This window comes from Thalassobacillus pellis (assembly GCF_016908295.1).
Lineage (GTDB): Bacteria > Bacillota > Bacilli > Bacillales > Halobacillaceae > Thalassobacillus > Thalassobacillus pellis.
In genome coordinates this window covers 35,214-62,095 of record NZ_JAFBDO010000004.1, presented here as the reverse complement: position 1 = coordinate 62,095, position 26,882 = coordinate 35,214, and the positions used below count along the sequence as shown (strand labels likewise).

Sequence of the window (26,882 nt, the reverse complement as noted above, 5' to 3'; positions counted from 1 at the left end):
CCACTGTCACTATTCAGTTTTATTTTTAAACCAGTAGTAAGTTATACAGAATATCAGTAAAACTAAGTAGTGGGGGAGAGGCAGCCTAGCCCCGCAAATCGTTCGGTGAATAATTACTCCTTTTTCTAACGGCGGGCAGCCCGCTTGTTTATCAAGCTCTCTAGTTTCCGAATCTCGTAAGCGGTATTGCTGGGCATTTTATAAGGAGGGATAAAGATGAGCAATGCAGTGATTTCTGTAGCAGAATTAAAAAAATCATTTAAAGAACAGGAGGTCTTAAAGGGGGTGGATTTTGAGGTGCGGCGTGGCGAAGTTTTCGCATTGCTAGGCTCAAATGGAGCTGGTAAGACAACAGTTGTCAATATCCTTTCGACTTTGATGAAACCCGACGAGGGGAAAGCAAGTATTTGCGACTTTGACGTCCAGCATCAACCAGAACAAGTTCGCCACAACATCAGTCTGACAGGACAGTTCGCAGCTCTCGATGGCTTACTCACCGGGAGAGAAAACCTGATGATGATTGCTAAGTTGCGGGGGGTAGCCAATCCAGGTCAAGTCGCCGATAATCTGCTCGCAAAATTCAGCCTGAGCAATGCGGCCAACCGTCGGGCAGACAGGTATTCAGGCGGGATGAAGCGCCGGCTTGACATCGCTTTAAGTCTGATTGGGAAGCCAGCAGTCATTTTTCTCGACGAACCGACGACAGGGCTTGACCCCGAAGCCCGTATGGAAGTTTGGAAGACAATTAAAAAGCTTGCCGGAGGGGGCGCGACTATTTTGCTGACGACTCAGTATTTGGAGGAGGCTGAACAGCTGGCAGACCGTATTGCCATCCTGCATGGCGGAAAAATTATCGCAACAGGTACTCTTACCGAACTCAAGGAGATGTTCCCACCAGCTAAAGTGGAATACATTGAGAAGCAGCCTACATTGGAGGAAATTTTCCTCGCGATCATCGGAAAAGGAGAAGATGTGAATGAACAGTAATACAGGGGTGTTATTATGGCGTTTAATGCGCAATATAATGCGTAGCCCGGATACAATTATTACGGTTGCTGTTACGCCAATTATGCTGCTTCTTCTGTTTGTCTACGTATTTGGCGGTGCCATCAAGACAGGGTCGGACAACTATGTCAATTATTTATTGCCAGGGATCATGCTAATAGCTATCGCATCCGGTGTCGCTTATACTTCTTTACGGCTGTTTACGGATGTAAGGAGCGGGTTGATGGCACGTTTCCTTACCATGCCCATCAAGCGCTCGTCGGTATTGTGGGCTCACGTGTTGACCTCGGTTGTTTCTAATGCGTTTACTGTAGTGGTGGTTATCTTAGCTGCTTTATTTATGGGCTTCCGTTCCGGCGCTAATATCCTGGATTGGTTAATGGTAGCTGGAATACTTGGACTATTTACACTAGCGTTAACATGGCTTGCGGTCATTCCTGGATTGACAGCAGGTTCTATGGAAGGGGCTACCGCCTTCTCGTACCCGCTGATTTTCCTGCCGTTTATCAGTTCGGCTTTTGTCCCAACCGAAACCATGCCTGGAATTGTCCGGGTGTTTGCTGAAAACCAGCCCGTGACTTCAATCGTAAATGCAATCCGTGCCCTCTTGTTTGAAGGATCTGTTGGCAATGATATTTGGACTGCACTTGCCTGGTGCGCCGGAATAATGGTTGTTGCTTATTTCTTTGCCAATAAAGAATTCAAACGCCAATTAGGATAGGGACGCCAATATGGGAGCAGCCTTTTTTATTATCTCCTGTCATATCCACTATAATGAAAAAAGCTAACAATAAAGACCTTGAAAAAATTAAAAAGATACTCGATAACAGTAACTTTAAATAAGAATCTGGATGGGCGCCTCCTTATTAATGAGGCGCTTTTTTAGCTTAATTCAAAAGAGAGGCTTAGCTGAAGATATTTACATGGGTTTTACCAGAGCTTTATAGGTTGCCGAGCCCAGAGGAAATTACGATGTTTTTCCAAATTTTTGATGAAAAACTAAAAATTCAGGTTAAATTCCTTCTTCCCAGGGTACGAATAAGAAGTATTAAATATTTAAGAATAGAATGGTGATCATATGGGGTTCTTTTACTATATAAAGAAATATTTCAAGATGTCCAGACGCCAGCGGAAAAGTGAATTAAAATCAACGCTTTGGTTTATGCCGCTTTGGTATATTATTGGAGCAATCGGTTTATCTGCTTTTACCTTTTATCTGGATTATGTGGTTGATATCAGTTTATATTTGCCAACCGCAATCGGTTTTACTGGACAGACACTGCAGGTGCTATTAAGTGCGCTTGTGGGAGGGGTACTGACATTAAGCGCTTTTACCATAAACTCCCTGCTCGTTGCCTTGACGACGTTCAGTGGTCAGTTTTCTTCCAAAATGCTTGTAAACTTCGTCAGCGACCGGGCAACCCAGCATGTGCTTGGTATTTTTAACGGAAGTTTTATTTATGTGCTTTTAAACTTCTTATATGTTACGCATGAAAAAGAGGAGTATATCGTTGCGACACCGGTTTTATCCATTCTCACTGCTATTACGGCTGCAGTGACCTTTATTTATTTTATCAACCATACGACCACTTGGATGCAGGTTCATAATATCAGTTTCAATATGAATGCCAAGTCAAAGTCGGTGCAGGCCTCACTGGAGAAGGAATTAGCTTCTTACCATCTTGACAAGGAAGTAGAGTGGGAATCCCTACCCCTGGAGTCTGATGGAAAGGTTATAAAAACCAGCCAATCTGGTTATTTTCAAGTTGCTGACTTTGCGAGACTGATTAAACAGGCGAATCGGGACGACTGCCTTCTGATGTTTAATGTCAGAATTGGAGAATTCGTAGTGGAAGGAACACCCCTGCTTACTTATTGGGAATACGGGCAAACCATTGAACCAGACCGATATTTGAAGTCCATTGAGATCGGGGTCAAACAAACGGAAATTCAAGACTTGGAGTATGGGCTGATTAAACTGGCTGAAGTAGCCATCAAAGCTTTAGGTCATAATGATCCACTTACGGTTACCAATACGATTCATCAGATTGCCGATTTGTTGAAAAGCATTGGCCAGTCTACGAATTTCTCACCTTATCTGTTCGATGAGGAGGAGGAGCTTCGTATTATCTTAGTTCAAAAAGATTTTCGTTATTACCTCCACAAGGGATTTGCCTCCATTCGTGAGTATGCTGACCAGAACTCGACGGTTATGACGGAGCTTATAACGATGGTGTCCCAGCTGAGTAAAACGATGGATAAGGAAGTGCATCAAGATCTATGGGAATTTGCCCGCCAGACTATATTAGGGTTTGATAACTATAGCCTGTACGAGAATGACTGCCTGTACATTTTAGAGCAATTATCCGAGCTTGCTAAAAACACAGGTGATAAGGAAGATTATCTATTCCTGCTTGAATACATGCTGCAGCGGGTGAGTTCGAAGAGTGCTTCCAAGGTGCCTTCTTCACTTTAAAAAAATGAATGATCAGGTATTACTCAAGGTTGAAGTAACACTATTCAGCCTTTTTTTATTGTTTACATAACAAATTGGTAATAAATAACGTGAAAAAGAGGGATACCATTATGCTCGCTGAAGTAATCGATCTGGGATGTTGTAAAAATATTACATATAAATTGGGTGAATGCTACAATATTAAGAGGAAAAACTTAATGGGGGACGCCTTTCGCATAAGGTACTTGCTTCTTTTCATACTCTTATATTAATGATTTATAATTAAAAATTTGAGGGGAGATGATAGTATCAAAAAGTTTCTTGTGCCACTCTTTCTCTTTGTGTTTATAGCGGGATGCAATACGGAGTATGTTAATTTTAATGGAGAAAGTGAAAACTGGAAAGGACAGTACAGAGCACATATTGATGACAATAGTGAGAACGGGGTTTATACATTCAGATATAAAGGGGCAACAGAAAATGTAGTCCTTGAGAATTTGAAAATCGTTATAAATGGCGGGGAATCGGTTTTAAAAGAAACAAGACGTGAAGGTGCGACTGTCAAGATGTCATCTGCTTGCTCAGGATGTGCAGTCACGGATACAAAAGAATCTATTAAAGTGGAAATTGAATGGGGAGGAAAAGAAGAAGATTTCTTATTGGAGCCGAACTAAGACTGTTCATCAAGAAGGAGGATAAAATTGGCCTACAATAGAAAAGTCAGTACTTTATCTGTAATTGGATCATTGATCCCCTTATCGATTCTGATTTATTTTTATATTCAGCTTTTAGAAGTGGACAATATTTTTATAACCATAGGAGCGACACTATTGCTGATTTTTGGGATTTATATGTTCATAAAGGACTTTGTTTTGCTGATCAAGAAAAAAGTATAAGTGAAAATAGGCTATATAAAATCATGTGCACCTACCTTAATTCTGTGACTGTTCAATCATTTTATTACATAAGCAAACGTTAAATATAAATCCATCTATTATTTTAAGAAACAGGGAGGCATTCATTTTATGCAACTATTTAGTTGCTTAATATTGACTGCAACCGAATAGTTGCATATACTATAGATATGAATTGGGATAAAGACGCTATATTCAAGGCGCTTGCTGACTCGAATCGACGGTTAATATTGGACGAGCTATCTGAAAGAAACGAGCTAACGCTCTATGAGCTTACTGCACGTCTCATTATGAAACATAACCTTTCCATTTCTCGGCAGGCGATTGCTAAACACCTCACTACACTGGAAGAAGCAGGGCTTGTACAATCAAAACGAAAGGGAAAGTATCGGGTACTTACTTTTAATAAAGAACCACTTCAAAACTTACTGAAAGGATGGATCGAGTAATTTTATCATTGCAACATGGCTGTCAAGCTAAGGCATGCAACGAGATTTCAGCACAACAAAAATAACAAGGGAGGAAAAAAATATGAAAATCGTAGTTACCAGCATATTCGTAGACGACCAGGAAAAGGCATTGGAGTTTTATACAGAAAAACTGGGGTTTGTTAAGAAAGAAGACGTTCCCACTGGAGAATATAGGTGGTTGACGCTTGTATCTCCTGAGGATCAGAACGGAACAGAACTTTTACTCGAACCGAATCAACATCCTGCTGCGAAAGAGTATCAAAAGAAGATATCTGCTGAAGGCATTCCGGCGACAATGTTCGGTGTTGCAGATGTACATGAAGAATACAAACGTTTGGTGGAGAAAGGCGTAGAATTTACGATGGAGCCGACAAAAATGGGCGAAGTCACACTAGCTGTCCTCGATGATACATGCGGTAACCTGATTCAGTTAGCCCAGCGGTAAATAACTTACAAGCTTGGTAGCCAATTTTTTATAACATTGGTAGCACCTTTATGCTTGGGAAGTAGAAAAGTACAAAGAGAAACAAAAAAAAACGAGTATTTGCTCGTTTTTTTTTTATGTGAAGTTAAATGATTAGATTTTAGTGTAATGGAGCGGCTTGTAAAAGAATTTATTCAAGCTGCACCCATAATAACTACAACCCAGGCAGAGATGGTTTATCAAAACATCCATAATGAATGGACCCCGCAAGAGATATCCATAATTTCACCTTACATTAGCCAAGACACGATCGATGAATTGGCAAAAAAGCAATTTAAGATGAGAGGGATAAAAGGGTTATCCTCTTTTGCATCATATATCAGCCAAGATACTATGGATGAATGTGCAAAAGAGGAGTTTGATAGAAATGGACTTGAGTTTCTTCCAGTCGTAGCTCCATTTATCAGTCAAGAGCTCATTGATAATAGTGCTAAAGAAGAGCATCAATTAAACGGGTTTATCATCTATGGCTCCTTTTATTAGCAAAGAGGTTCTTGAAGAATTGATAAAGAAAGAGTATGAAAAGAACGGGTTAGAGGGCTTATCGTCTATGGCCCCTTTTGTTAGTGAGCATACTTTAAACGATTGTGTTAAAGATAGTTACCAAGTACATGGTATTTCTTCCCTTGTCTCAATAGCTCCATTTTTAAAAAAAGAGTTATTAAACGAACTTGCCTTTGATGCAATTTCAAAAGAAGGGATTGGTGAGATCACGTCAATTATTCCTTATATAGATAATAACTTGGTTATAGATTTAAAAAACAAGTAATACAGCAGAAGTGTGCTCTTTTAAAGCAGGTTCTCTCAAATTCGAGTCTTCAATAAACGTAAAAAGACAACAGGAATTAAGAATACTAGTGATTCCTAGTAGGGGAAGGTGGAGATCGTATTAATGGTCTACAAGGTGAATCCTTCACAAACATTAAACCATACGGTTAAATATCCATTTCTTATAGTATGAAATCTAGGAGATGTTTTTTGTGACTGGATTTTGACTGGTTTTTAAGTTGTTCACTAAAACCTAAAAGCATCTCAAGAGTTTATCAACTTTTGAGATGCTTTTCTTTCAATAGGGACACGCAGCTTTTAAAAATGCCTCTATTAGCTATACAATTGTTCCATTATAAAGATTTATAATGGAACAAGCTGAACATAATTTGCAAACACCCTTTTATATTCACTGATAATATTGTTAGAGATTAGCTTGATACAGAGTACCATAGTGGTATACTGATATATAGGAGAAATATGGAAGGTGGAATTGATTTGCCAACAACTTGTAATGGTTAAAAAGTAATTCAATAGTACATTTTTTCTTGGCATTTTTAGTCATAGGATAAGTGTGTCTATTTTTAACCATTACAGGGAACGCGGAATAATCAGTTGGTTTAATTCCTAGCGGGATCCCTATGAGGTATTTCGCTTTTTTTAAATGGGAAATCTTTCTCCATTCAACCGTTATTGGCGTTCCTCTGAATTATAGGAGGAGCGATGCATGAGCGTTTATGATTTGTTAACTTATGAGATTATTCCTCAAGAAATACCCAACGTAATCAGGAACTGTAGTAAATGTAAAAGGGATACAGCATTCTATTGTAGTGAGAAATTCAGGGTAAATTCAAATCAAAAAATGGTTGCTGTTTGGGTCATTTATAACTGTACACATTGTGAGGGAACTTGGAATTTCCCTATTTTATCTAGAGTACATGTAAACAAAATTAATTCTGAACTATATACCAAATTTATGGATAATGATAAAGAGACAATCTGGCACTATGCTTTTCAATTCACACATTTGCGAAAACTATGTAATGAAGTGAATACAAATATACGTTACGAGTTAAGGGAGGAGAGGCTTGAATCAAAATCGAATAATCTTACCATTAGGTTTTACTGTAAATACGATTTTGATCTAAGAATTGATAAACTATTGGCAGAAATACTTGGCATTTCAAGGTCCAATCTAAAAAAACTGGAGCTTGATGGAATGATAATGCTAAACCCAAATATAAATATAAAGAAGAAAATTATTGATAATTTACAAGTAACAGTTGCAGGTAGTATATAGAATAGTTAATGTTGTGTAATAAGTAATGACAGGGGCTAACTCTCAGAAGGAGTTCAGCCCCTTCTTCCATACCAAAAAAGCTTTTTTTGAAGCGTTGGGGGAAGAAATCTATGAAGCCTGCTTATGGAAATTTTTCTGATTGGTAAATCAAGCTAGGAATGGAGTTTAACAAGATGATTTCTTTAAGAAATGTTCAAGGTGCAGATTTAGAACAGTTATTACTCATTGAGAAAGAGGGCTTTACGTTTGAAGAAGCCGCAACAAGAGAAACATTTTTAAAGAGGATACAGTTGATAGTTGACACCTTTATTGTGGCAGAAAGGGATGGGAAGATTCTTGGATATATTAATGGACCTGTTATTAGTCAACCTTACATAACCGATAATCTTTTTACAGAAATCAAAGAGAATCCGAAAAAAGGAGGGTATCAGAGTGTTTTAGGATTAGCAGTGTCCAAACAAGCAAGAAATCAAAGAATTGCAAAAAATTTAATGGAGAAAATGGAAGAGCTTGTAAAAGTAAATGAAAGAAAAGGAATTACGTTAACTTGTAAACTGGAATTAGTATCTTTTTATGAACAATTAAGGTTTGAAAACCATGGCATGTCTGAATCAACACATGGTGGAGTAAATTGGTATAACATGATCAAATTAAGAGAGGGTGTGAATTGATATTTTTTCAAAGCTGATAAGAAAGAAATCTATTAATGGTGGAGCAGGTAAAAATTCAAATAAAAGGTTTGAAGTTATACACAAAGAAAAAATAGGTGCCTTATCAGGATGTAAGGTGTTAGTTGATAAAGAAACAGGCGTTCAATATTTATATAGTTGGTACGGTGAAAGTGGTGGAATAACACCTTTGTTGGATAAGGAAGGGAAGCCAATTGTTCCATAAACGGGATCGATTGAGTAACTTATTAAGGCCTCTTTTGCTATCCAGGCTTATTTTTAACTTTTACCAATAGATATAAAAAAGTATTTGAAAATCTTCCATCCATAATTTAAGGGGGGGATTAGGTGGGGTTCGTAGCATTTTTTATTGTTTTAACTTCCTTGATGTTTTTGACAGAAAAATTTACTAACAAGATACTTAGGGTTCAAAAAGTAAAAATATCAGAAACAGCCGGTAAAAACCTTGACCGCTGGGGGAGAGGTATAATCTTATTAGTCTTTTTAAGCCTTCTATGGTTTGTCATTGATTTCAACTCAGACACTATAATAAAATATTATTTAATGTCTTATTTAGCGATAATATTAGGATTTCAGGCAATAATGGAATTCATCTTTATCAAAGGCTCAAAGCAATATATCAGCACAATGATATTACTTATAATGAGTCTTTTTATTATATACAACGTTGATAAATTTCTTACTTTGGAGCAGATGTAGTCACAGTTATGTATTGCATCAAAGCTATTTCAATCTATATAGAAACGAGGGCATATCTTAAATAAGGTATGCCCTTTACTGATAATGTATATTGAGAAATTGGAATTGTTTTGAAATAATTGATATGAAATGAGGGATGTCTTTTTATTTTTATTGTGAGGTGGATTGTAATGGAATACGCAGTTTCAATTTTTTAGAAAAACTAAACCATTTCTCACCTTAGCTAGAAGACATAACTACTTTTGAATCCCTTAGAGGAATCATCTTTCATGAAGTAAAAATTAGATTTTCACCATAGATGGAGGCGAACAATGAAACGCTTGCTTTTTTGCATGCTCATTATCGTGTGTTTTGCAGCAGGGTGTAATAAAGATAAAATAAGTGCACCTTATTTTGTTTGGGAGGGGCAGTTTTATATAACCACTCATGAACCTATAACCAAAGATGAATTAAGTCAAAAAATTGGAGAAATAAAAGAAAATGTAAGCAAACCCTATAAAGGCGGCCAAGCTAAAGGGCTCCCTGAAGGTACTATGTTATTTATGGTAAAAGGACAACATCTCGGGACAAATGAAACAGATGACGGTATTATTGCTTTCGAAAGAGATGGAGAATTTAACATAGCCAGGCAAATAGAACCTGAATTAAAAGGGAAGTTGAAATAAGTGCAAAACCTCTATATTGAATAAATATGGGCTATAATGGTAGACTTCTCAAAATATATTGCGCTTTCGAGCCTTAAAGAAAAGGGGAATAAGCCGAGCAGTTTACCTTAAGAAAAAGAGGGCGAGGACCTTATGATATCTAGGATTTTACATACTATTAGTTTTTTAAACAAAGAGGAGAGTCAATATGGAAGTAGTATATTTTGCAGGTGGTTGTTTATGGGGGGTACAAGCTTTTATAAAAACTTTACCTGGAGTTAAGTTTACAGAAGCGGGAAGAGCTAATGGAACCAGTCATACACTTGAGAGTGATTATGATGGTTACGCCGAATGTGTAAAGACAGGATTTGATCCGACGGTTGTCACGATCAGCGAATTAATGGGATATTTTTTCGAAATCATTGATCCATACAGTTTGAACAGTCAGGGACAGGATGTTGGCGAGAAATACAGAACAGGAGTATATAGTGAAAAGCCTGAACACTTAACAGAAGCGAAGGCATTTCTTAGGAAGAGAAATGATTATGAGCTTATAGCTGTTGAAGTATTACCTCTCACAAACTATGTGAGAAGTGCAGAAGAACATCAAGATAGGTTAGCCAGGTGTCCCAATGATTATTGCCACATTCCAGATGAAATATTAAGCAGGTATAAGTAAGAAATATTTACTACATTGCATACGCATAGTAAAAGGTTTTCAATGTAGAGGGTAAATCAGGGGAGAAGGATGTTGAAACAAAATTAATTGCCATAATTTATTTATGAATTTTCTTTTTAACGAGCATTTGTTGCCACCTTTTTGGTGGGAGAGGGTGGACTATTTAATAGCTGGGGTATTGTGGTGAATTTATGATGATAAAGAAAGGGGGAGACATGCATGAAGAAACGAAGTTGGTGGATTCTTGGAGTACTATCTATCTTAATACTTGTTGGAGGGATGTTTTACACGGAGATTTTAGGAGCACAAGAGGAAAAGGGAAAGAAGCTAAATTTTTTAAATGTCAGTCAACAATTATCTCAAAAAGGCTATTATATTTTAGCAATTTATTCTGGTCCAGCAGAAAAAGCGGATGTAAGAGTGGAAGTTTCGGATGCGGTTTCTGATAAAAAAGATGCGGAAGAAGAAATAACAAAGCTTATGAAAAAGAAGCTGAAAAAAGAGGGCTACATAAACGGCACTGTCCAAGTAGATTTCGTAAATTTAAAAAAAGTTGAACAAAAACGGCGGTGGTTTTCGGTTGTTCCTGTTATCGATAAAAAGCTGAAAAGTGCCAGTGATACTTTCAAAGGCATAGCGATCGATCTCAATCCGAAACCGGTCACTTACATTTTGAAATCAACGCATACAAAATCAAATGTTGATAAAACAGAGGTCAAACAATGGATAGGCATTGCGAATGAAATTATCACAGCGAATGATTTGCCATCCATCCTGGAAGATGGGGAAGTTTATGAAATTGTAGTTAGAGGTTCGGACGAAGAGTTATTGCTGAGTAAAAGGTTTGGAAAGTAAGTGGAAAGAACTGAGAGAGATATAATGTGAAAAAAAAAGGGGAGATATTGATTTGAAATATCAGAAAGTTAGAAAAAATTTATAGAGTTGTAGCCGTTAAAGTGAACGGAGCTTAATCGAACTCGCGAGTATCACTTGATGGCCCGTGTATGTCCCCTTTGAACACGCGTGGATTCCTCCTTAGCCCGCGTACTCCCACTTTAAACACGCGTAAATTATCTTTTGGCACGCGTAAAACACCCTCGAACACGCGTGAATTTCCTTTTGGCACGCGTATTTCATTTCAAACACGCGTACTCTATCTTCATACTCCCGCGCTTCCCTACTGCCGTGAAAACAAGAAACCCCAGGCTTGGCCTGGGGTTTCTTGTTTCTTATAGAAGTTAAGAGTACCACTCTTGTTAAGCTCTCCCGTTACACGAACTCGTGCAGGCCGTCATTGAAAAAGCGGTTTTTTGTGTCAAAATTGCATTCATCCGGAGGCTGAATAGCCGCATCCCGATACGGATTATTACTCTTCCTAGGTTAATTATAGCACATAGGAAAAGGCGAATATAGACTGTTTATTCGCTTGGGCTGTTGCTAAAATAGGATAGAACTTTGATTAGACTTGTTGAGAGGCTTGGAAATCAAAAATGGTTAGGAGAGATATTCATGAGTTCTTTGGTTCTCGGTTTTCAGGAAATGGAAAAAGCACAGCTTGGGCTCGTTGGAGGAAAAGGGTTACGTTTAGGGGAATTGTCAAAGCTCAAAGGAATACAAGTTCCTGAAGGATTTTGTGTTACAACTGTTGGATTTCAAAGGGCCGTCACTCAAAACAGAACGTTTCAAGATTTGTTGGATCAGCTTACAAAGCTGCGAGCAGAGGATCGGGATCAAATTGGCGAAGTCAGCAGGAAGATCCGACAATTTATAATGAATGTTGAAATTCCTTCGGATGTTGGGAAAGAAGTTGCTCACTATCTCTCCACGTTTGGTGATAAACATGCCTATGCTGTGCGATCCAGTGCGACTGCGGAAGATCTGCCACATGCCTCTTTTGCCGGCCAGCAGGATACCTATTTAAACATTATCGGTATTGAGGAAATCCTGCGACATATCAGCAAATGCTGGGCTTCCTTATTTACGGATCGTGCGGTAATTTACCGGATGAAAAACGGATTTGACCACAGCCGGGTGTATTTATCTGTTATCGTTCAAAAGATGGTTTTCCCAAAGGCTTCGGGAATATTATTCACCGCTGATCCGATTACCTCCAATCGTAAACTGCTGTCCATCGATGCAAGTTTTGGACTTGGAGAAGCACTGGTTTCTGGTTTGGTATCTGCAGATAATTACAAAGTACGGGAAGAGAAAATCGTCGCTAAGAAGATATCAACCAAACAGGTGGCCATCTATGGACAAAAAGAAGGCGGAACAGTAACACAGAAGATCGCACCTGACCAGCAAAACTCACAAACGCTCACAGATCGGCAAATTTTACAACTGGCGCGTATCGGCAGTCAGATAGAGGCTTATTTTGGCTGCCCACAGGACATGGAATGGTGTTTTGCTGATGATACCTTTTATATCGTCCAGAGTCGCCCGATAACGACACTATACCCCATTCCTGAGACAGGTGACCAGGAAAATCGGGTCTTTATCTCGGTAGGACACCAGCAAATGATGACGGATCCGATCAAGCCACTTGGATTATCCTTTTTCCTGTTAACCACCAATGCTCCCATGTATACAGCAGGTGGAAGGTTGTTCGTAGATTGTACACCGTCTCTTTCATCCCCTGTCTTAAGAGAAAGGTTACTGACTACCATTGGGCAATCCGAACCGCTCATAAAAGACGCACTCATGACGATAATAGAACGGGAAAACTTTATAAAACAACTGCCACATGATGAAAATGATCATGCTCAAAAAGAAAACAATAGAGATACTACTGAGAGTTTTCTGGAACAATTCGAGAACGACCCAACTATTGTTACTGATTTGATTAAGAGGAATCAGACCTCGATAGAAGAGTTAAAACAAGCGATCCAGATGAAATCAGGGCCAGAAGTAATGAGTTTCATCCAACAAGATATCCAGCAGTTAAAGAAGATGTTATTTGACCCGCAAAATATGCAAGTGATTAAGGCTGCGATGGACGCTTCCAGTTGGATTAACGAGAAAATGAACAAATGGTTAGGGGAGAAAAATGCTGCAGATACACTGTCTCAATCTGTTCCAAACAATATAACTTCAGAAATGGGACTTGCGTTATTGGATGTCGCGGATGTCATTCGGCCATATCCGGAAATAGTCGATTATTTACAGCATGTAGATAAGGAAACCTTCCTGGATGAACTGGTGGAATATGAAGGGGGACAGGAGAGCAAAGACGCCATCGATGCTTATCTCAACACATACGGAATGCGGTGCGCCGGGGAAATCGATATAACGAAAGCTCGTTGGAGTGAAAAGCCTACTAAACTTTTATCCACGCTTCTTCATAACATCAAAGAAATGGAGCCTAATTCCGGCAAGCGGAAATTTGAGCAAGGACGCCAGGAAGCTATGCAGAAAGAACAAGAACTAGTGGAGCGGTTGAAACAGCTTCCGGATGGTCACCAAAAAGTAAGAGAAACAAAAAGAATGATCAGCATTATCCGGAATTTCATCGGTTATCGCGAATATCCGAAATACGGCATGATAAACCGCTACTTCCTATATAAGCAGGCTTTACTGAAAGAAGCGAAACAGCTCGTACAAGCTGGCGTGATCGACGAAAAAGAAGATATCTATTACCTCACTTTTGAAGAGCTTTACGAAGTCATCCGCACAAATAAAATGGATAACGAGATCATCAGCACACGAAAAGATGAGTACCAGCTATTTGAAAAATTGACTCCCCCGCGCGTAATGACATCTGATGGTGAAATCATTACCGGCAAATACAAACGGGAAAATCTTCCGGCTGATGCGATTGTGGGTCTGCCTGTCTCTTCCGGGGTGATCGAGGGACGGGCGCGTGTCATCCGAAACATGGAAGATGCTGATTTAGAAGATGGGGATATATTGGTCACTGTCTTTACTGATCCTGGCTGGACACCATTATTTGTATCCATCAAAGGGCTGGTTACTGAAATTGGCGGTCTGATGACCCATGGTGCAGTTATCGCTCGAGAGTATGGCTTACCAGCAGTTATCGGGGTGGAGAACGCCACTGAACGGATAAAGGATGGTCAGCACATTCGCGTGCATGGAACAGATGGGTATATCGAAATATTGGAATAGATGAATTTTGGTAAAGAATTTATCAATTAAATGGTTTTCCGCTTTTTGATACTGAAAGGCTTAATCAGTAATGCGGCAATCATAATTTCCGGGTTTTATTTAATAGGAAAGTTTATCAAAAAAATTCTTCTACAGGAAACCCCGCTTCTAACCTTATAGGCATGCACCCATAAGCGATTCCCGCATATGGTGACCTTATATGATGCTTAGAGGAGGAGTTCGATGTTTTACCATATCAAAGAGCTGCAGTACGAAGCAAAAGTATCTCGGCCGGATCCTGTATTTGCAAAGCAGCTGCAAGAGGTGTTGGGCGGGCAATGGGGCGAGATATCTGTTATGATGCAATATCTTTTTCAAGGCATGAATGTGCGGGGAAATAAGAAGTACCGGGATTTACTTATGGATATCGGCACAGAAGAGATTGCCCATATAGAAATCCTGTCTACGCTAATTGCTCGTTTATTGGATAATACTTCGTTGGAGCATCAGGAAAAGGCTTATCATTCTGATCCCGCAATAGCAGCGATTATGGGTGGAATGAATCCACAGCATGCAATTGTTTCCGGTCTTGGTGCTATGCCATCTGACAGCGTAGGAAACAGATGGACGGCAGATTACATCATTTCAAGCGGGAATCTGTTAGCGGATTTCCGTGCAAATTTAACTGCAGAGTCTCAAGGACGTTTGCAGGTAGCACGTTTGTATGAGATTTCAGATGACCCTTTAGTGAAAGATACACTGAGTTTCTTAATTGCCAGGGATACGGCGCATCAAAACCAATGGATAGAAGCTATACATGAACTGGAACAACAGGCTGGAGATGTGGTAGTTCCGACTACTTTTCCGCGTGAATGCGAAAAACAAGCAGTATCCTACGATTTTTATAACACTTCCAGAGGGGAAGCAGACGCACATGGTCCATGGGCGCAAGGTGTCGCACCGGATGGAAGGGGTCAATTCCGTTATGTTCCTCAACCGGGTCCGTATGGCGGTCCGGCCAAGCTGATGCCGGCGCCTCCGGATGTTTATGACACTCCCCCATCATCGAAAAAAAGAGAGTGATTTGCGGAATCTTTTATAGTGGATGGAAGATTTAAGCATCTCCAGCTTATTCTAGCTGGAGATGCTTTATTTATTTTGTGAAGAAAATGATAGGTTGTATAAATATAGAATAATTATTTTTCCTCATGTTTGTTCACTTTTTTGTCGTGGTAAATGGTGTATGTGAAGGATTGAATCGTGGCAAATAATGATAAAAACGTAATATGCTCGTGGAGGCAGAAAAAGGGCTGCTAGACAACAAGCGAAAAGCAATAAGGAAGAGTTTATGAAGACATTGGCCAAAAAAGCGAAAAGACTCTAACAATAATCAGTAGGGAACCAACAAGGCGGTCTGTTCTAATGAAAGAATAGGGCGTCATATTTATTTCGATGACCCCAGATGAAAGTAGGTGAAAGCGTGCTCTTTAAAAAAGCTCCTACAAAGTTGGAGAAGTTCAAAAAAAAACCTCCAAGAGAAAAATGGATGGAACTGTATGGGAATCTATGGGTGACCCCTATAATATACGGGTTACTGTCGGTTTTACTGTTAGTGGCAGCCGTTATTTTAGATACAACGATTAATTCTGGAAAGTTTATTCCACCTGCTCTTTCCATTGAATATCAACTGACCAGAACCATTTTAAGCACGTTGAGTGGAGGAATATTATCTCTGACAACTTTTACTTTTTATGGTGTACTAGCTGCCCTAACAACATTTTCTGTGCAGTTTTCCCCACGGATCCTGCAAAACTTCATGAGGAATAAAGTGACCCAGAGGACGCTTGGCATTTTTATTGGAAGCTTCACTTATGTGTTGCTTTGTCTCTTTTTCATCGATAAGGAGAGCACTTTTTTCTTTATGCCGGTTCTGGCAATCTTGTTCACCATGCTGACCATGGCGACTTTTATTATCTTCATCAACCATATCGTTGACTGGCTGCAGGTTACAAATATGACGGAAGATATGAAAGAAGAGTCTGCCATAGTCGCTAAAAATTTATTGGTAAAGGAAATGGATGCGTATCGTGTAATAGATAGCTCGTCCATAAAAGACCAGATTCCGGAGAGTAGAGAGCAGGGCTGCTCCATATATGTAGAAGAATCAGGCTATATTCAAACCATTGATTTCATAAATTTAATTAAAGAAGCGGAAAAGGACGATCTTATCATAGAGTTACATTATAAGGTAGGGAACTATGCGTTTGTATCCACTCCCTTTCTGACGTACTGGCCAAACGGGGGCCATTCCATCGATGAATCGAAATATTCCTCTATGATTCGTATTGGGAAAAATCAAAACGAGGTTCAGGACATTGAGTTCAGTTTAAACAAATTGGTAGAAGTCGCCATTCGTGCCATCGGAAGTAATGATCCGAAAACAGCCACTAGAACTATCTATCAAATAGGTGATTTATTAATAAAAATTTCCCAATTATCTTTTTTTACACCTTATTTAGCAGATGAGAAGGGAAATTTACGTATCATTTTAGACAATCTCGAATTTAAAGATTATCTGTATATCGGTTTATCTTCTATCCGTCATTATGCCCGCACTAACGTGATCCTTACAGTGGAAATATTAAAAGTGTTACATGCCATCGCTAAAGTTAGAAAGAAGCATGACTGTACCCCTGTTTGGGAATTCGCCGTATATACGACGCGTTCGTTAGAAATAAATTATATCCATAGCCTGGACCGGGAAAAACTGTATAGCACCCTATTAGATATGGCAATAACAACAGGGCATGAAATGGAATATAATAAGCTGGTGCGAAAAATGATGCGGAATATCACGGATGAGGATGACCGTAAGGAGATAGAAAGAAAGATTCCATTAAAATGTTATTGACAGGGAACCGGGAGAGGATAGTGTTTATCAGCGTAGAGAAGAGAGGACATTTTGTTCTCACAACATGATGCAAGCACTATGATACTCTCCGGTTTTGTTAATTGTAATACTGAATCGAATCCGCATCTCCCATTCCTCACACGGATTGGAGATGCTTTTTTATGCTTTGAGGATTAATGATATAATTATGGGAAATAGTTTAGCAGGCTAGGATTACCTGAAGAGCCTTTATAAATCTGCCATTCTGTAAGACGCGCTGTAAGGAAGCGGCAACCGTTAGCTGGAAAAGGGGGATGCTTTGTGACAAAGAATCCAAAAGAGGGTAAGAAACGACATGGTTCCTATATGGGGCTTGGTATCGCTTTTGGCGTGGTCATAGGGTTATTACTGGATAATCTGGCTATGGGAATTGCTTCTGGGATTGCCATAGGCGCCGGCATGGGAAGCATAATGAATTCCAAAAGAAAATGATCTTAGTATGTCGATATGTCACATCAAGGAGTTGCTCAGTAACCCAATGGGGTGAGAATTAACAGAAGTGCACCAAGCGCCACGAATGCATATCCCCGGATATTTTTCTGGACAGGATTTTTGATATCATCTAACCCTCCTACCAGTAGCAGCAACCCAAAAACTGTGTTAGTAGCAATATCGAAAAAAACTGATTGATCTTCGAATAACTTCCATATGACTATAACAAGAAAAGTGACAGATAATAGAATTGAAATATTCCGTAACATGAAAGTGCCTCTTCCCCTTTTTCAGTATCTTACCAGGCGATATAACGTACATATTATCATACATTAGGCTCTTTAAGGAGATTTTAATAGAATGTGTAAGTTAAATGCATTTACTGAAAACGACACCATGTTTCTATGAAATAATATTCAATAAAGGAGAATGTAAAATGAGTAGTTATGGCGAGTTGCTAGAGTTGGATGGTCGTTACGCATTAAAGTTTGAAAGAGTGGTGCCTATTAATCAATTGGAGGCATTTGACAAACTTATTGAGCCTGCAGTTTTTAAGCAGTGGTATCCTTATGCCACAGGTGAAATGGAGATGAAGGTTGGGGGAAAAATTGACTTTGAGGATGAGGAAGGAACAACCTATGAAGCGGTAATCACCCAATTGGATCGGCCTTATCGTTTTTCTTTCCTGGAAATTGATGATCTGCTTGATATCACGATAGAAGAGGAACGGGAAGGCTCCCGATTGGTTTTCACCCATACTTTTGATGATAAGGAAATGGCACAATATGTGGCTGCAGGCTGGCACAGATGCCTTGATGTTCTCGAGCAGTTGATGAAAGGGGAAGCTGTGGTCTGGAAAGATAACGCCCAAACGTTGAGGAAGACTTATGAAGAAAAATTTTTTAATGAGTAACAGTAATATAAACATGAATGGAAAGTGTTGAAATTTGAAAAGTCTCCCTTCCCCTGCCTGTCATCAGCTGGGTGAAGGAGAGACTTTCTTTTTGGATTATGTGCGCCGTTTATGCTCGCCCGCGTTCGGAATATGCTCGCCAGCGGGAAAATATGCTCGTTCAACGCATCGATACGCTCACCAGTGTACAAAATACGCTCGCCCATATGCTGAATATGCTCGCTCAGCATTTCGTGATGCACACGAGGGTCACTGCTTCATTAAGGTTTAGTGGATAAAAAATCACTGAAGCAGTTGGATGGGAGCGTAGGAGGAAAGCAGCTGCTTTTGATTTCTGGTCTGGGCTGGCATAATTGTGCTTGCACCTCCAACAAGACTACTACCTCTGTTTGTACGTGTTCGCAGAGGAAAAGCTCCACATCGATTTGCTGGAAGGCGGGATTTCCTTCACTATCTGGTCTGCAAACGAAACAGGCGGTACATTCGATATCTGTTACCTGGCAATTCAGTGTAGTTCCGGCCGGGGCACATAGAAGATATTCCTCGCAAATGGAAAATGGCTGGGGAGATGACGTACAGATTACGGTGCTGTCCTTTTCAATTTCTACTATAAAATGGCCACTCGTCCTTACCATTACTTTTTGAAAAATGACCGAATCTCCGTTCGGCAGAAGGATATCAACATTTTGTCGTCCTCCTGCTTCTGATACTTCTGTACAGGAGATAGAATCAGATATGGATTCGACTGGATTTCCGTTTTGATCAGAAAGGGTGCATGTTGCTGATAACTCGCCGCTCTGCATTTGTTCGTTGAGTTCATCACAACGGAAGTCCAGGCGTTCCAGGCCGTCGAGTCCATAAAACGTTGTAACAGGTATCGTGATTTGGCGCGTTATCCAGTCATATACTTTGGGTGTTTTGATACAAAAAGTCTCCAACTGTTGGTTTTCCATACAAGTCACTTACCGATCCTCCTTTCGGCTAATTTTTACATTGATGAGATTCAGCTTCCATTCAGGTAACGGCAAGGGTCCATCACAACTCGGATGATGAAAGAACAGGTGACTACACTTCCAGCAGCATCCGTGGCACTGCATGTTACCGTAGTAGAGCCGACCGGAAAGAACGACCCTGACGCTGGGCTGCATGATGTTTCTGCTTCTCTACATCCGGTTATTGTCGGCGGTGGAAACTCGACCACGGCCCCGTTCATTCCAAGGTCATTAGGAACAATGATATCGTCTGGACAGATGAGAGTAAGTTCCCCTAGCATGACGTTTAATATTAATTCCTCATTTTCTTCTAATTCCACTCGATGTTCTTCTGATGGGTACCCCTCTGCAGAGAACCTTACCTGGAATACACCTGGAGGAAGTCCTGTGAGGGTGTAAAACCCATCGACATCGGTTAATGTGGAACGAATGGGAACATCCAGCCCTTCCGGGAATATTTGTACAAGTGCCTGAACGATTGGTGCTTCATTACACACATCGGTGACAAATCCACTGATACTGGCTGGGTTTCCTTGTAATAAAAAGTTCTCTTCTGCTATTTCTCCACTTGAAAGAGTTATCGTCCGAAACGATGCCTGGTGTCCTGATGCACGAACGATTAAAATGAAAGTACCTGAAGGGAGACCGGTTATCTGGTAATTCCCTTCTGAATTAGTCAGCGTTTCACCGAGGAAGGTGCCATTCGCAGAGAATATTTGGATAAGTGCGTTTTCGATTGGGGCCATTGTTTCAGCACTACTGACATTCCCAGTAATCGTTGCCGGGTTGGGTTCTAGTGCTACGTTAATCAGAAGATCTTCATTCTTACTAAGTGTCACCTGCCTGGTTTCTGTCACGTAACCTTCTCTGGAAAAAATCAAGTCATAGTTTCCGGGTGGAAGGCTTTGGAGAAGGTAATTCCCATTTGGATCTGTTTCGACTGCTGCGACGATGATTCCACTCCCCCTGATCACCAGGGTAACATTTGCCCGGGTAATCGGGGTTCCGGACTGGGAATCTACTACTTGGCCGCGGATGGAAGCTGCATTTCTTTCCAGAAGGACATCCAGGGTTCTATCTTCGCCATTTTCCAAAAGAATACGAAAAACTTCACGGGAATAGTTCTCTTTTGAATATACGACGCGATATTCCCGCGGCTCAAGTCCCGTTATATCATAGGCACCATTTTCATCTGACAGTACGGAAGCTACTGGTATATCTGTTCCAATTCGGAATACTTGCACTAAAACTGTGGAAATAGGCTGGCCGTTGGAAGCATCTCTGACTGTTCCGCTCAAGGAGGCAGACTGCTGAAGCAAAGCAAAGTCCAGAAATTCCACCTCATCAACCGTTAAGGTGACAGCGCCGACTTCGTTTCCATATCCTTCCGCGCTGGCAATGAGCGTATAGGTTCCTGGCGCAAGATTTGTGAATATATATTGACCGGTCGAATCTGTGAGTGAACTAGTGATGAATGTTCCGGATAAATCAAATACCCGAACGAGAGCATCTTCGATTGGTTCCTCTGTTTCCCTGTCAGAGACAACGCCAAGGAGAGTGGCCGTATCCGGAGTGAGGGAGACGTTAATGGTTTCTGTTTCGTTTGGTGATAAAATAACCGGGATGACGACATTACCGAAATCCTGAGCAGAAAAAACTACATCAAAGTTACCGTTTGGTAAGTTACCGATCGTATATGTTCCATCACTGCCTGTAATAATCGTCGCAACAATGATATCGGTATTAGGAATGACAACGGTGACAAGTGCTCCACTAATTGGATTTCCGGTTACTGCATCAACAACTGTACCTTGAATGGTTGCCGGGGATGGTGTCAACACAATATCTAAGATTTCAGTTTCAGTTGGGGATAGCACCACTGTACTTACAAATATGGAATAATCCGTAAGTTGTGCTACGACATCAAATGTCCCTGAAGGGAGCCCTTCTAGCAGATAGTTCCCATTTTCATCGGTTAATGTCCTTCTTACAAGAATATCTGTCCCTCCAAGTCTGACTTCAATGATTACTCCTGTAAGCGGTGCCCCTGTCAGAAAATCAGTAACTGTTCCACTTAATGTTGCAGGATTTTCCTCTAGGCTAAAATCAAGGGTAGTCGTATCATTAGCTGCAATTTCGATTGTCTGGATTCCCGCCTGGTAGTCGGGGTTGATAGCAGTTACGGTGTAAATACCTTCTTTAAGGCTGTCAATCAAATAAAATCCACTGATATCTGTCTGAACGCCCGCGACAATGGTTCCCTGATTATCTATTACCCTGATTAGTGTACCTGGTAATGGGCTCGCTGTACTGGCATCTCTCACTGTTCCCTGGAGTGTTCCTGGGTTCCTGGAAAGAAGAATTTCTGTATTTGTAACGTTATTACTGATAACTTCTGCAGAGACACTGTTAGCTCCGTAACCTTCCGCATTGACCGCTACTAAGACATACACGTTTGGAGATAAGGATGTGGTTTGAAAAAAACCGTCCTGATCCGTCAGGGTGGTATATATAATAGGGCCTGATCCAGATAATTCCCTGACAATAACATTAGCACCAGGAATCGGACTGTTGTCCTGGGCGTCTCTGACAAAACCTTGTATGAGACCGGGGTTTGGAGATAATGCAAAGCTTAGCGTAGTTGTTACTTCCGCTTCGACAATTGCCCCTGCAGTAGCTGGACCGAAATCCGCTGCGTTAGCAACAACCGTATAGACTCCAGGTGTTACCCCAGTGAAAAAATATTCTCCAAATTGGTTGGAAACAGCCGTTTGAACCAGAACGTTATTGATATCATACAGGAGGATAGCTGCGTTCGGGACGGCGTCGCCTGTTTGGATATTGGTAATAAATCCCTGAATGTTACCTGGGTTAGGGTCAAGAGTAAAGAGTGCATTTATTTCCTCGCCTGGTCCAGCGATAAACGTCTGTGTCTCTGTTCCAAAACCTGCAGCATCTGCAGTTACATTCAGAATTCCGGACGGCAGGGAAGTCAGTGTAACGGTTCCATTCTGGTCTGTAATACCGGAAATAATCAAAAGGCTGTTTTCATCTCTGACCGTTACAGCCGCTCCTTCCACAGGTAAACCAGTCGAGGCATTGGTGACTGTTACGGAAAGCGTAACAGGATCAGGAACCAATATATTCGTTACGTTTATTGTCTGGCCTGACTCTACAAAGGCAGAAGCAATGGAGGAACTAAAATTAGGAGCGCTTGCGACTACAAAATAACCACCTGGGGCTAAGCCGGGAACCGTATAAGTGCCATCACTATTTGCCAGCAGACTGACAACGAGGATATTGTTTTCATCGTAAATTCCTACCTGAATACGTGTGTCGGTGATGGGGTCGCCATTGGTATCGACGACCGTTCCAGTGATAGTTCCAGGATTTGGCGTTAGGGCAATGTCTGCAGTGACAGTTGTATCGCTTAAGACGAAAGCACCCAATTGTCCTGTGCCAAATCCGGTTCTGGAGGCAGTGACAATATAGGGGCCTGGTGAAAGTCCACTGACCGTATAGTTACCGAACAGGGTGGTTGTGGTGACAGAAACCGGAAGCTGGGATATCCCATCCAGGATAGTGACCGTGGCTCCTTCAATTGGATTTCCAGTAGTCAGGTTCGTAATTTGCCCATTGATGGAACCAGGATTCGGCACGAGAACAAAGTTGATATTGGCCAGTTCCTCTCCGGGTTCCAGGTCAATTCCAGTGATTACTTGCCCAAAGCTTGGAGCATTTGCAACAACGGTAAAAGTTCCAACTGGCAGATTACCAATTGTATAATTTCCTTCAGCGTTCGCAAAACCCGTGGCAATTAACACACCGTTTAAATCCAGTACCTGTACGGTTGCCTCCGGAACTGGGTTTCCATCATTGTCGGTGACTCTTCCTGAAACAGATGCTGGGTTGGCAGTCATCGTTAACGCGACCTGGGAAGTTTGACTGGCTTCTACTAATGTTCCCGTTTGAACGGTTGAAAAGTTTGGAGCAGAAGCGGATACGATATATAATTCAGGTGCAAGGTTGTTGAAACGGAAAGTCCCGTCTGCATTTGCTGTAACAGAGTCGATTAAAACATTATTTGCATTCCGGAGCTGGATGATGGTATTTGGAACGACAGGGTCTACCACCCCGGTAATGCTTCCTGGGTTAGGCAGTAGAGTCACTTCTACAGGAGTGGTTTGGCCAGCAGTGACAAAAGCACCAGCCTGGCTGTTTTGAAAATTCGCAGCAAAAACAGTTAACGTATATTGGTCAGGGGCAAGCCCATCGACAAAAAATAATCCATTTTCATCGGTCAGAACTGTAGTAATCAATGAACCGTTGCTATTTGCAACACTCACTGTCGCCCCTTGGATTGGTGCTCCTCCCAAAGTGACAACGTTACCAGCGATTTGGCCTGGGGAAGGGGAGAGCGCCATGTTGCCTGCAGTGGTCTGATTGGAATTTACCTGGAAAGTAGCGATTCCTGTCTGGAAATTCTCAGCTGATACGATAACCGTATACACACCTGGTGCCAGTTGGTTGACGACATATTGCCCATTCTGGTCGGTCACAACAGAGGCAATTATGGCACCGCTCGTATCGATGATTCTCACCTCGACATTGGCACTGGTAATTGGTGTTCCTGTTTGGACATTGACTATCTGTCCGGCCAGAGACCCGGGATTCGGTTCCAGATTAAAATCCAGGTTAGAAACTAAATTAGAAACGATGGTTACTCCCTGAACTGCGGATTGAAGATTGTCAGCGCTTGCCACTACGGAATAGTTTCCGGGAGCGAGACCTTCCATGGTATAGCTGCCGTCTGAGGCTGTGACTGTTGTCGCTATAACGATGCCCGATCCAGAACTTAGTTGTACGGTTATGGACGCACCTGCGACAGGGTTCGAAGAGGAATCAAACACACTTCCCGATAATGTCCCAGGGTTTTCTTCCAGGACTACATTTAATTCAGTTATCTGCCCATTTTCAATAGCTGCAGCAGAAGTATTTGTCGAGAAACCTTCGGCGCTGATGACTACTGTATAATTTCCCGGAGCGAGACCGGTAATGAAATAATTTCCATCCCCATCTGTTACGGCTGTAGTGATTAAAATATTATTTTGAAATACTGATACTAAACCTCCGCTGATCGCCCCTCCTGAACCATTTTGAACAGTTCCTGCCAATGCCCCTGCCAGCCGGGACAACTCTGCGTCAACTACGGTAATGCCGTTAGGAGATATTTCTGCACCAATCGTTATATTGGAATAACCATTTGCTGAAAAAACCAGTGTGTAAAAACCAGGTTTGAGCTGGTCGACTGTATAAACTCCTCCTGCGTCAGCTGTTGTTGCAGCTACTACAACATTTTGGGAATTGAGGACCTGAATCACTGCACCTGGAAGAGGAGCATTGGTTTCACCGTCTCTCACAGTACCGGTCACGGTTCCTGGATTTGCCTGCAGAAGGATGTCCGTTACAGTCGTGTTGCCTGCGGTCACAATGGTGGAAACCGTAGAGGAAGCATAATTCACAGCCGTTGCTCGAACCAGATAATTTCCGGCGGATAGATTCCCGAAAGTATAATTTCCAGTTGCATCAGAAGTGACAGAAGCAATAAAAACACCTGTCTGGGTAAGTAATTCAACTGTTGCGTTTGGAATAGGGGTATTGGTTGCAGAGTCTTGGATCTGCCCTGTGATGGAGCCAGGGTTACCTAGTAATACAAAGTTGACGGTATACGTTTGATTTGGTGCAACAACTGTGGCGGTAACTTGAGATTGGAAGCCCGGTGCCATAACGGAAATCTGATACTGCTCCGGAACAAGTCCGGTAAAGGAATAGTCACCTGCTGTGTCTGTCGTATCGGAGGCGATCAGGATGCCTTCCAGGTTTGTCAGTCTTACCTCGGCATTTTGTATTGGACCACCATTAGAAACATTGCCCGTTATAGTGCTTGGAAGAGGGGAGAGGGAAAGGTTTGCCGTGGTGGAACTCCCACCGATGGCGGTCACATTGACAGACTCCATTTGGTAATCTGGGCGAGAAACTTCTACCGTATAATTCCCCGGAGAGATACCGGTAAATGTATAGATACCATTTCCATTAGTCGAAGTTATCGCAATTTCGGTTGCTCCCTGTAATAATCTTACTGTTGCACCTGAAAGCACCAGGCCCGTTGCCTGGTCGAAGATGGTTCCAACAACTGCAGCTGTCGATTGGACAGTAATAGGAATAGCAGCCGTGTTAGATTGAATGGCGCTTCCCGTAAAGTTATCGAATCCTGAAGCTTGCACACTGTCTAAGGCGCGTGAGCCATCATTTGTATAAGCGCCATTCAAGGAAAATATCAACACAGCATTTTGTCCTGCAGTTAGATTGCCAACATTCCATGTTAACGACTGTGTCCTACTATTATAAACTGTCAGCCCTTGGGTGACAGAAGTGACTGTAATGGCGTTGATAATATCTGGTCCGAGCACGTCTTCCAGAAATATCGTATTTGCCGGGGATAAACCTGTATTCGTTACGATTATTCTTCCTGTCCAGAATGCCTCCTGCCCTAGTAATACGGTTGACGGACCTGATGTCAGCGTTTTACTTACCGTTAATTCTGCCCTCACATCCACATCTGCCGGGCTAACCGGGTCACTGAGAGCATCTGCGAATTGGAATCCTTCCTCGGTACGCAGGGAATCCTTATTATAATTGTTAGTGTTTGCTGAGCTGAAGATTACGCTTCGCAGTAAAGTCGACTCATTGATTCCTAAAAAACTAAAGACAGTAGATGCAGGCAGAAACCAGTCGAGAAAAAAGTCTGGGGAACCGCCAAAATTGGAATTAGCAGGGGTAACCCTGGCGTAATCGAAATTCGTAATCGGCTGTGCGAAGTTCGGGTTTCCACCACCTGTCCCTTCCGCTGGGTCATTCCATGAATTCACTTGTTTATTAACGTTACGTACCAAGCTTAGCCGGTTATTGAGGCCATCTACATTAAATAGCCAATCATATGTTCCAGGTTCGCCCTGGGTATTAATCAAAATACCCCATGAAAAGTTTCGAAATGCGGTTAACTGTGCATTCCGTGGATCTCCATTCAGTCGTATCCGGAAATATACGTTGCTGCCATCATAAGCAAAGAAAGCGGCAGGAAAAGTAGAGTTGCCAACAATATCCGTCGAAACGGGGCTTTCATCACCGACCAGGTCAAATATAGGAGATCCGTTTACTTGGATAGGGGTATATTGGGTGTTGTCGGGAAAGGGCATATGCTTTCCTCCTTCAAAGCCATTATTTACTAGTGTATAAAACAAGGCGGATATGAGGGTGTATATTTACCTAGTTTTCTTAACTTATTATTGGAGTTATGGAGGTCTCAAATTTCCGTATTCTCCCC

24 protein-coding genes are annotated in these 26,882 nt (G+C 41.4%); 21 read left to right on the top strand and 3 right to left on the bottom strand.

All coding sequences use genetic code 11. From position 1 onward, the window contains the following. Positions 1-216 precede the first annotated feature (216 nt). From JOC33_RS13890 to JOC33_RS13800, 20 genes are all read left to right on the top strand, one after another. Entirely contained in the window at positions 217-987 is a 771-nt protein-coding gene (locus JOC33_RS13890; protein WP_205093157.1) for an ABC transporter ATP-binding protein, read from the top strand. After that, positions 977-1,726 carry an ABC transporter permease gene (locus JOC33_RS13885; protein ID WP_205093156.1) on the top strand — a complete coding sequence of 250 codons (750 nt, stop codon included), beginning with the start codon at positions 977-979 and terminating at the stop codon, positions 1,724-1,726. Before JOC33_RS13890 ends, JOC33_RS13885 begins: the two co-directional genes overlap by 11 nt. A 357-nt stretch (positions 1,727-2,083) precedes the next feature. After that, on the top strand, positions 2,084-3,481 hold the full coding sequence (locus JOC33_RS13880) for a DUF2254 domain-containing protein (protein WP_205093155.1): 1,398 nt from the start codon (positions 2,084-2,086) through the stop codon (positions 3,479-3,481). Between the two features lie 302 nt (positions 3,482-3,783). Beyond that, entirely contained in the window at positions 3,784-4,134 is a 351-nt protein-coding gene (locus JOC33_RS13875; RefSeq protein WP_205093154.1) for a hypothetical protein, read from the top strand. Between the two features lie 27 nt (positions 4,135-4,161). Then, positions 4,162-4,356, top strand: a complete 195-nt coding sequence (locus JOC33_RS13870; RefSeq protein ID WP_205093153.1) for a hypothetical protein — start codon at positions 4,162-4,164, stop codon at positions 4,354-4,356. A gap of 188 nt (positions 4,357-4,544) precedes the next feature. Then, a complete protein-coding gene (locus tag JOC33_RS13865) occupies positions 4,545-4,823 on the top strand; it encodes an ArsR/SmtB family transcription factor (RefSeq protein ID WP_205093152.1) in 279 nt (92 codons plus the stop codon). Positions 4,824-4,905: 82 nt separating this feature from the next. Further along, a complete protein-coding gene (locus JOC33_RS13860; RefSeq protein WP_205093151.1) occupies positions 4,906-5,289 on the top strand; it encodes a VOC family protein in 384 nt (127 codons plus the stop codon). A 147-nt stretch (positions 5,290-5,436) separates the two neighbouring features. Further along, positions 5,437-5,811, top strand: coding sequence for a hypothetical protein (locus JOC33_RS13855; RefSeq protein ID WP_205093150.1), 375 nt, complete (start codon positions 5,437-5,439; stop codon positions 5,809-5,811). Next, positions 5,795-6,097, top strand: coding sequence for a hypothetical protein (locus JOC33_RS13850; RefSeq protein ID WP_205093149.1), 303 nt, complete (start codon positions 5,795-5,797; stop codon positions 6,095-6,097). The genes JOC33_RS13855 and JOC33_RS13850 overlap by 17 nt, the downstream gene beginning before the upstream one ends. Before the next feature lie 726 nt (positions 6,098-6,823). Next, on the top strand, positions 6,824-7,396 hold the full coding sequence (locus JOC33_RS13845; RefSeq protein WP_205093148.1) for a DUF1062 domain-containing protein: 573 nt from the start codon (positions 6,824-6,826) through the stop codon (positions 7,394-7,396). Between the two features lie 173 nt (positions 7,397-7,569). After that, positions 7,570-8,067, top strand: coding sequence for a GNAT family N-acetyltransferase (locus JOC33_RS13840; RefSeq protein WP_205093147.1), 498 nt, complete (start codon positions 7,570-7,572; stop codon positions 8,065-8,067). Beyond that, entirely contained in the window at positions 8,063-8,290 is a 228-nt protein-coding gene (locus tag JOC33_RS20380) for a DUF6440 family protein (RefSeq protein ID WP_420825718.1), read from the top strand. Before JOC33_RS13840 ends, JOC33_RS20380 begins: the two co-directional genes overlap by 5 nt. Positions 8,291-8,412: 122 nt before the next feature. Beyond that, entirely contained in the window at positions 8,413-8,784 is a 372-nt protein-coding gene (locus JOC33_RS13835; RefSeq protein ID WP_205093146.1) for a DUF4181 domain-containing protein, read from the top strand. 311 nt (positions 8,785-9,095) lie between these two features. Next, entirely contained in the window at positions 9,096-9,449 is a 354-nt protein-coding gene (locus JOC33_RS13830) for a hypothetical protein (RefSeq protein ID WP_205093145.1), read from the top strand. Between the two features lie 187 nt (positions 9,450-9,636). Continuing rightward, on the top strand, positions 9,637-10,107 hold the full coding sequence (locus JOC33_RS13825) for a peptide-methionine (S)-S-oxide reductase (protein ID WP_205093144.1): 471 nt from the start codon (positions 9,637-9,639) through the stop codon (positions 10,105-10,107). A gap of 219 nt (positions 10,108-10,326) precedes the next feature. After that, positions 10,327-10,962: a hypothetical protein gene (locus JOC33_RS13820; protein ID WP_205093143.1), complete on the top strand. Its 636-nt coding sequence runs from the start codon at positions 10,327-10,329 to the stop codon at positions 10,960-10,962. A gap of 654 nt (positions 10,963-11,616) precedes the next feature. Continuing rightward, positions 11,617-14,232, top strand: coding sequence for a phosphoenolpyruvate synthase (gene ppsA, locus JOC33_RS13815; protein WP_205093142.1), 2,616 nt, complete (start codon positions 11,617-11,619; stop codon positions 14,230-14,232). A 222-nt stretch (positions 14,233-14,454) separates the two neighbouring features. Continuing rightward, positions 14,455-15,294 (top strand): manganese catalase, encoded by an 840-nt coding sequence (locus JOC33_RS13810; RefSeq protein ID WP_205093141.1) that lies wholly within the window; start codon positions 14,455-14,457, stop codon positions 15,292-15,294. A 463-nt stretch (positions 15,295-15,757) separates the two neighbouring features. Continuing rightward, entirely contained in the window at positions 15,758-17,122 is a 1,365-nt protein-coding gene (locus JOC33_RS13805; RefSeq protein WP_205093140.1) for a DUF2254 domain-containing protein, read from the top strand. A 300-nt stretch (positions 17,123-17,422) separates the two neighbouring features. Further along, entirely contained in the window at positions 17,423-17,593 is a 171-nt protein-coding gene (locus tag JOC33_RS13800) for a glycine zipper domain-containing protein (protein WP_205093363.1), read from the top strand. A 35-nt stretch (positions 17,594-17,628) separates the two neighbouring features. Here the strand turns inward: JOC33_RS13800 and JOC33_RS13795 are convergent, their stop codons facing one another. Next, positions 17,629-17,862 carry a hypothetical protein gene (locus JOC33_RS13795; RefSeq protein ID WP_205093139.1) on the bottom strand — a complete coding sequence of 78 codons (234 nt, stop codon included), beginning with the start codon at positions 17,860-17,862 and terminating at the stop codon, positions 17,629-17,631. Between the two features lie 167 nt (positions 17,863-18,029). On the opposite strand from JOC33_RS13795, the gene JOC33_RS13790 reads away from it, so the two are divergent. After that, positions 18,030-18,506 (top strand): SRPBCC domain-containing protein, encoded by a 477-nt coding sequence (locus JOC33_RS13790; protein ID WP_205093138.1) that lies wholly within the window; start codon positions 18,030-18,032, stop codon positions 18,504-18,506. Between the two features lie 260 nt (positions 18,507-18,766). On the opposite strand, the gene JOC33_RS13785 is transcribed toward JOC33_RS13790, so the two are convergent. Together JOC33_RS13785 and JOC33_RS13780 are read right to left on the bottom strand one after the other, a co-directional pair. After that, positions 18,767-19,459 (bottom strand): BMQ_0737 family morphogenetic spore coat protein, encoded by a 693-nt coding sequence (locus JOC33_RS13785; protein ID WP_476718288.1) that lies wholly within the window; start codon positions 19,457-19,459, stop codon positions 18,767-18,769. A 50-nt stretch (positions 19,460-19,509) separates the two neighbouring features. Further along, complete coding sequence (locus JOC33_RS13780; protein WP_205093136.1) at positions 19,510-26,754, bottom strand: carboxypeptidase regulatory-like domain-containing protein; 7,245 nt, start codon at positions 26,752-26,754, stop codon at positions 19,510-19,512. Between the last annotated feature and the right edge of the window lie 128 nt (positions 26,755-26,882).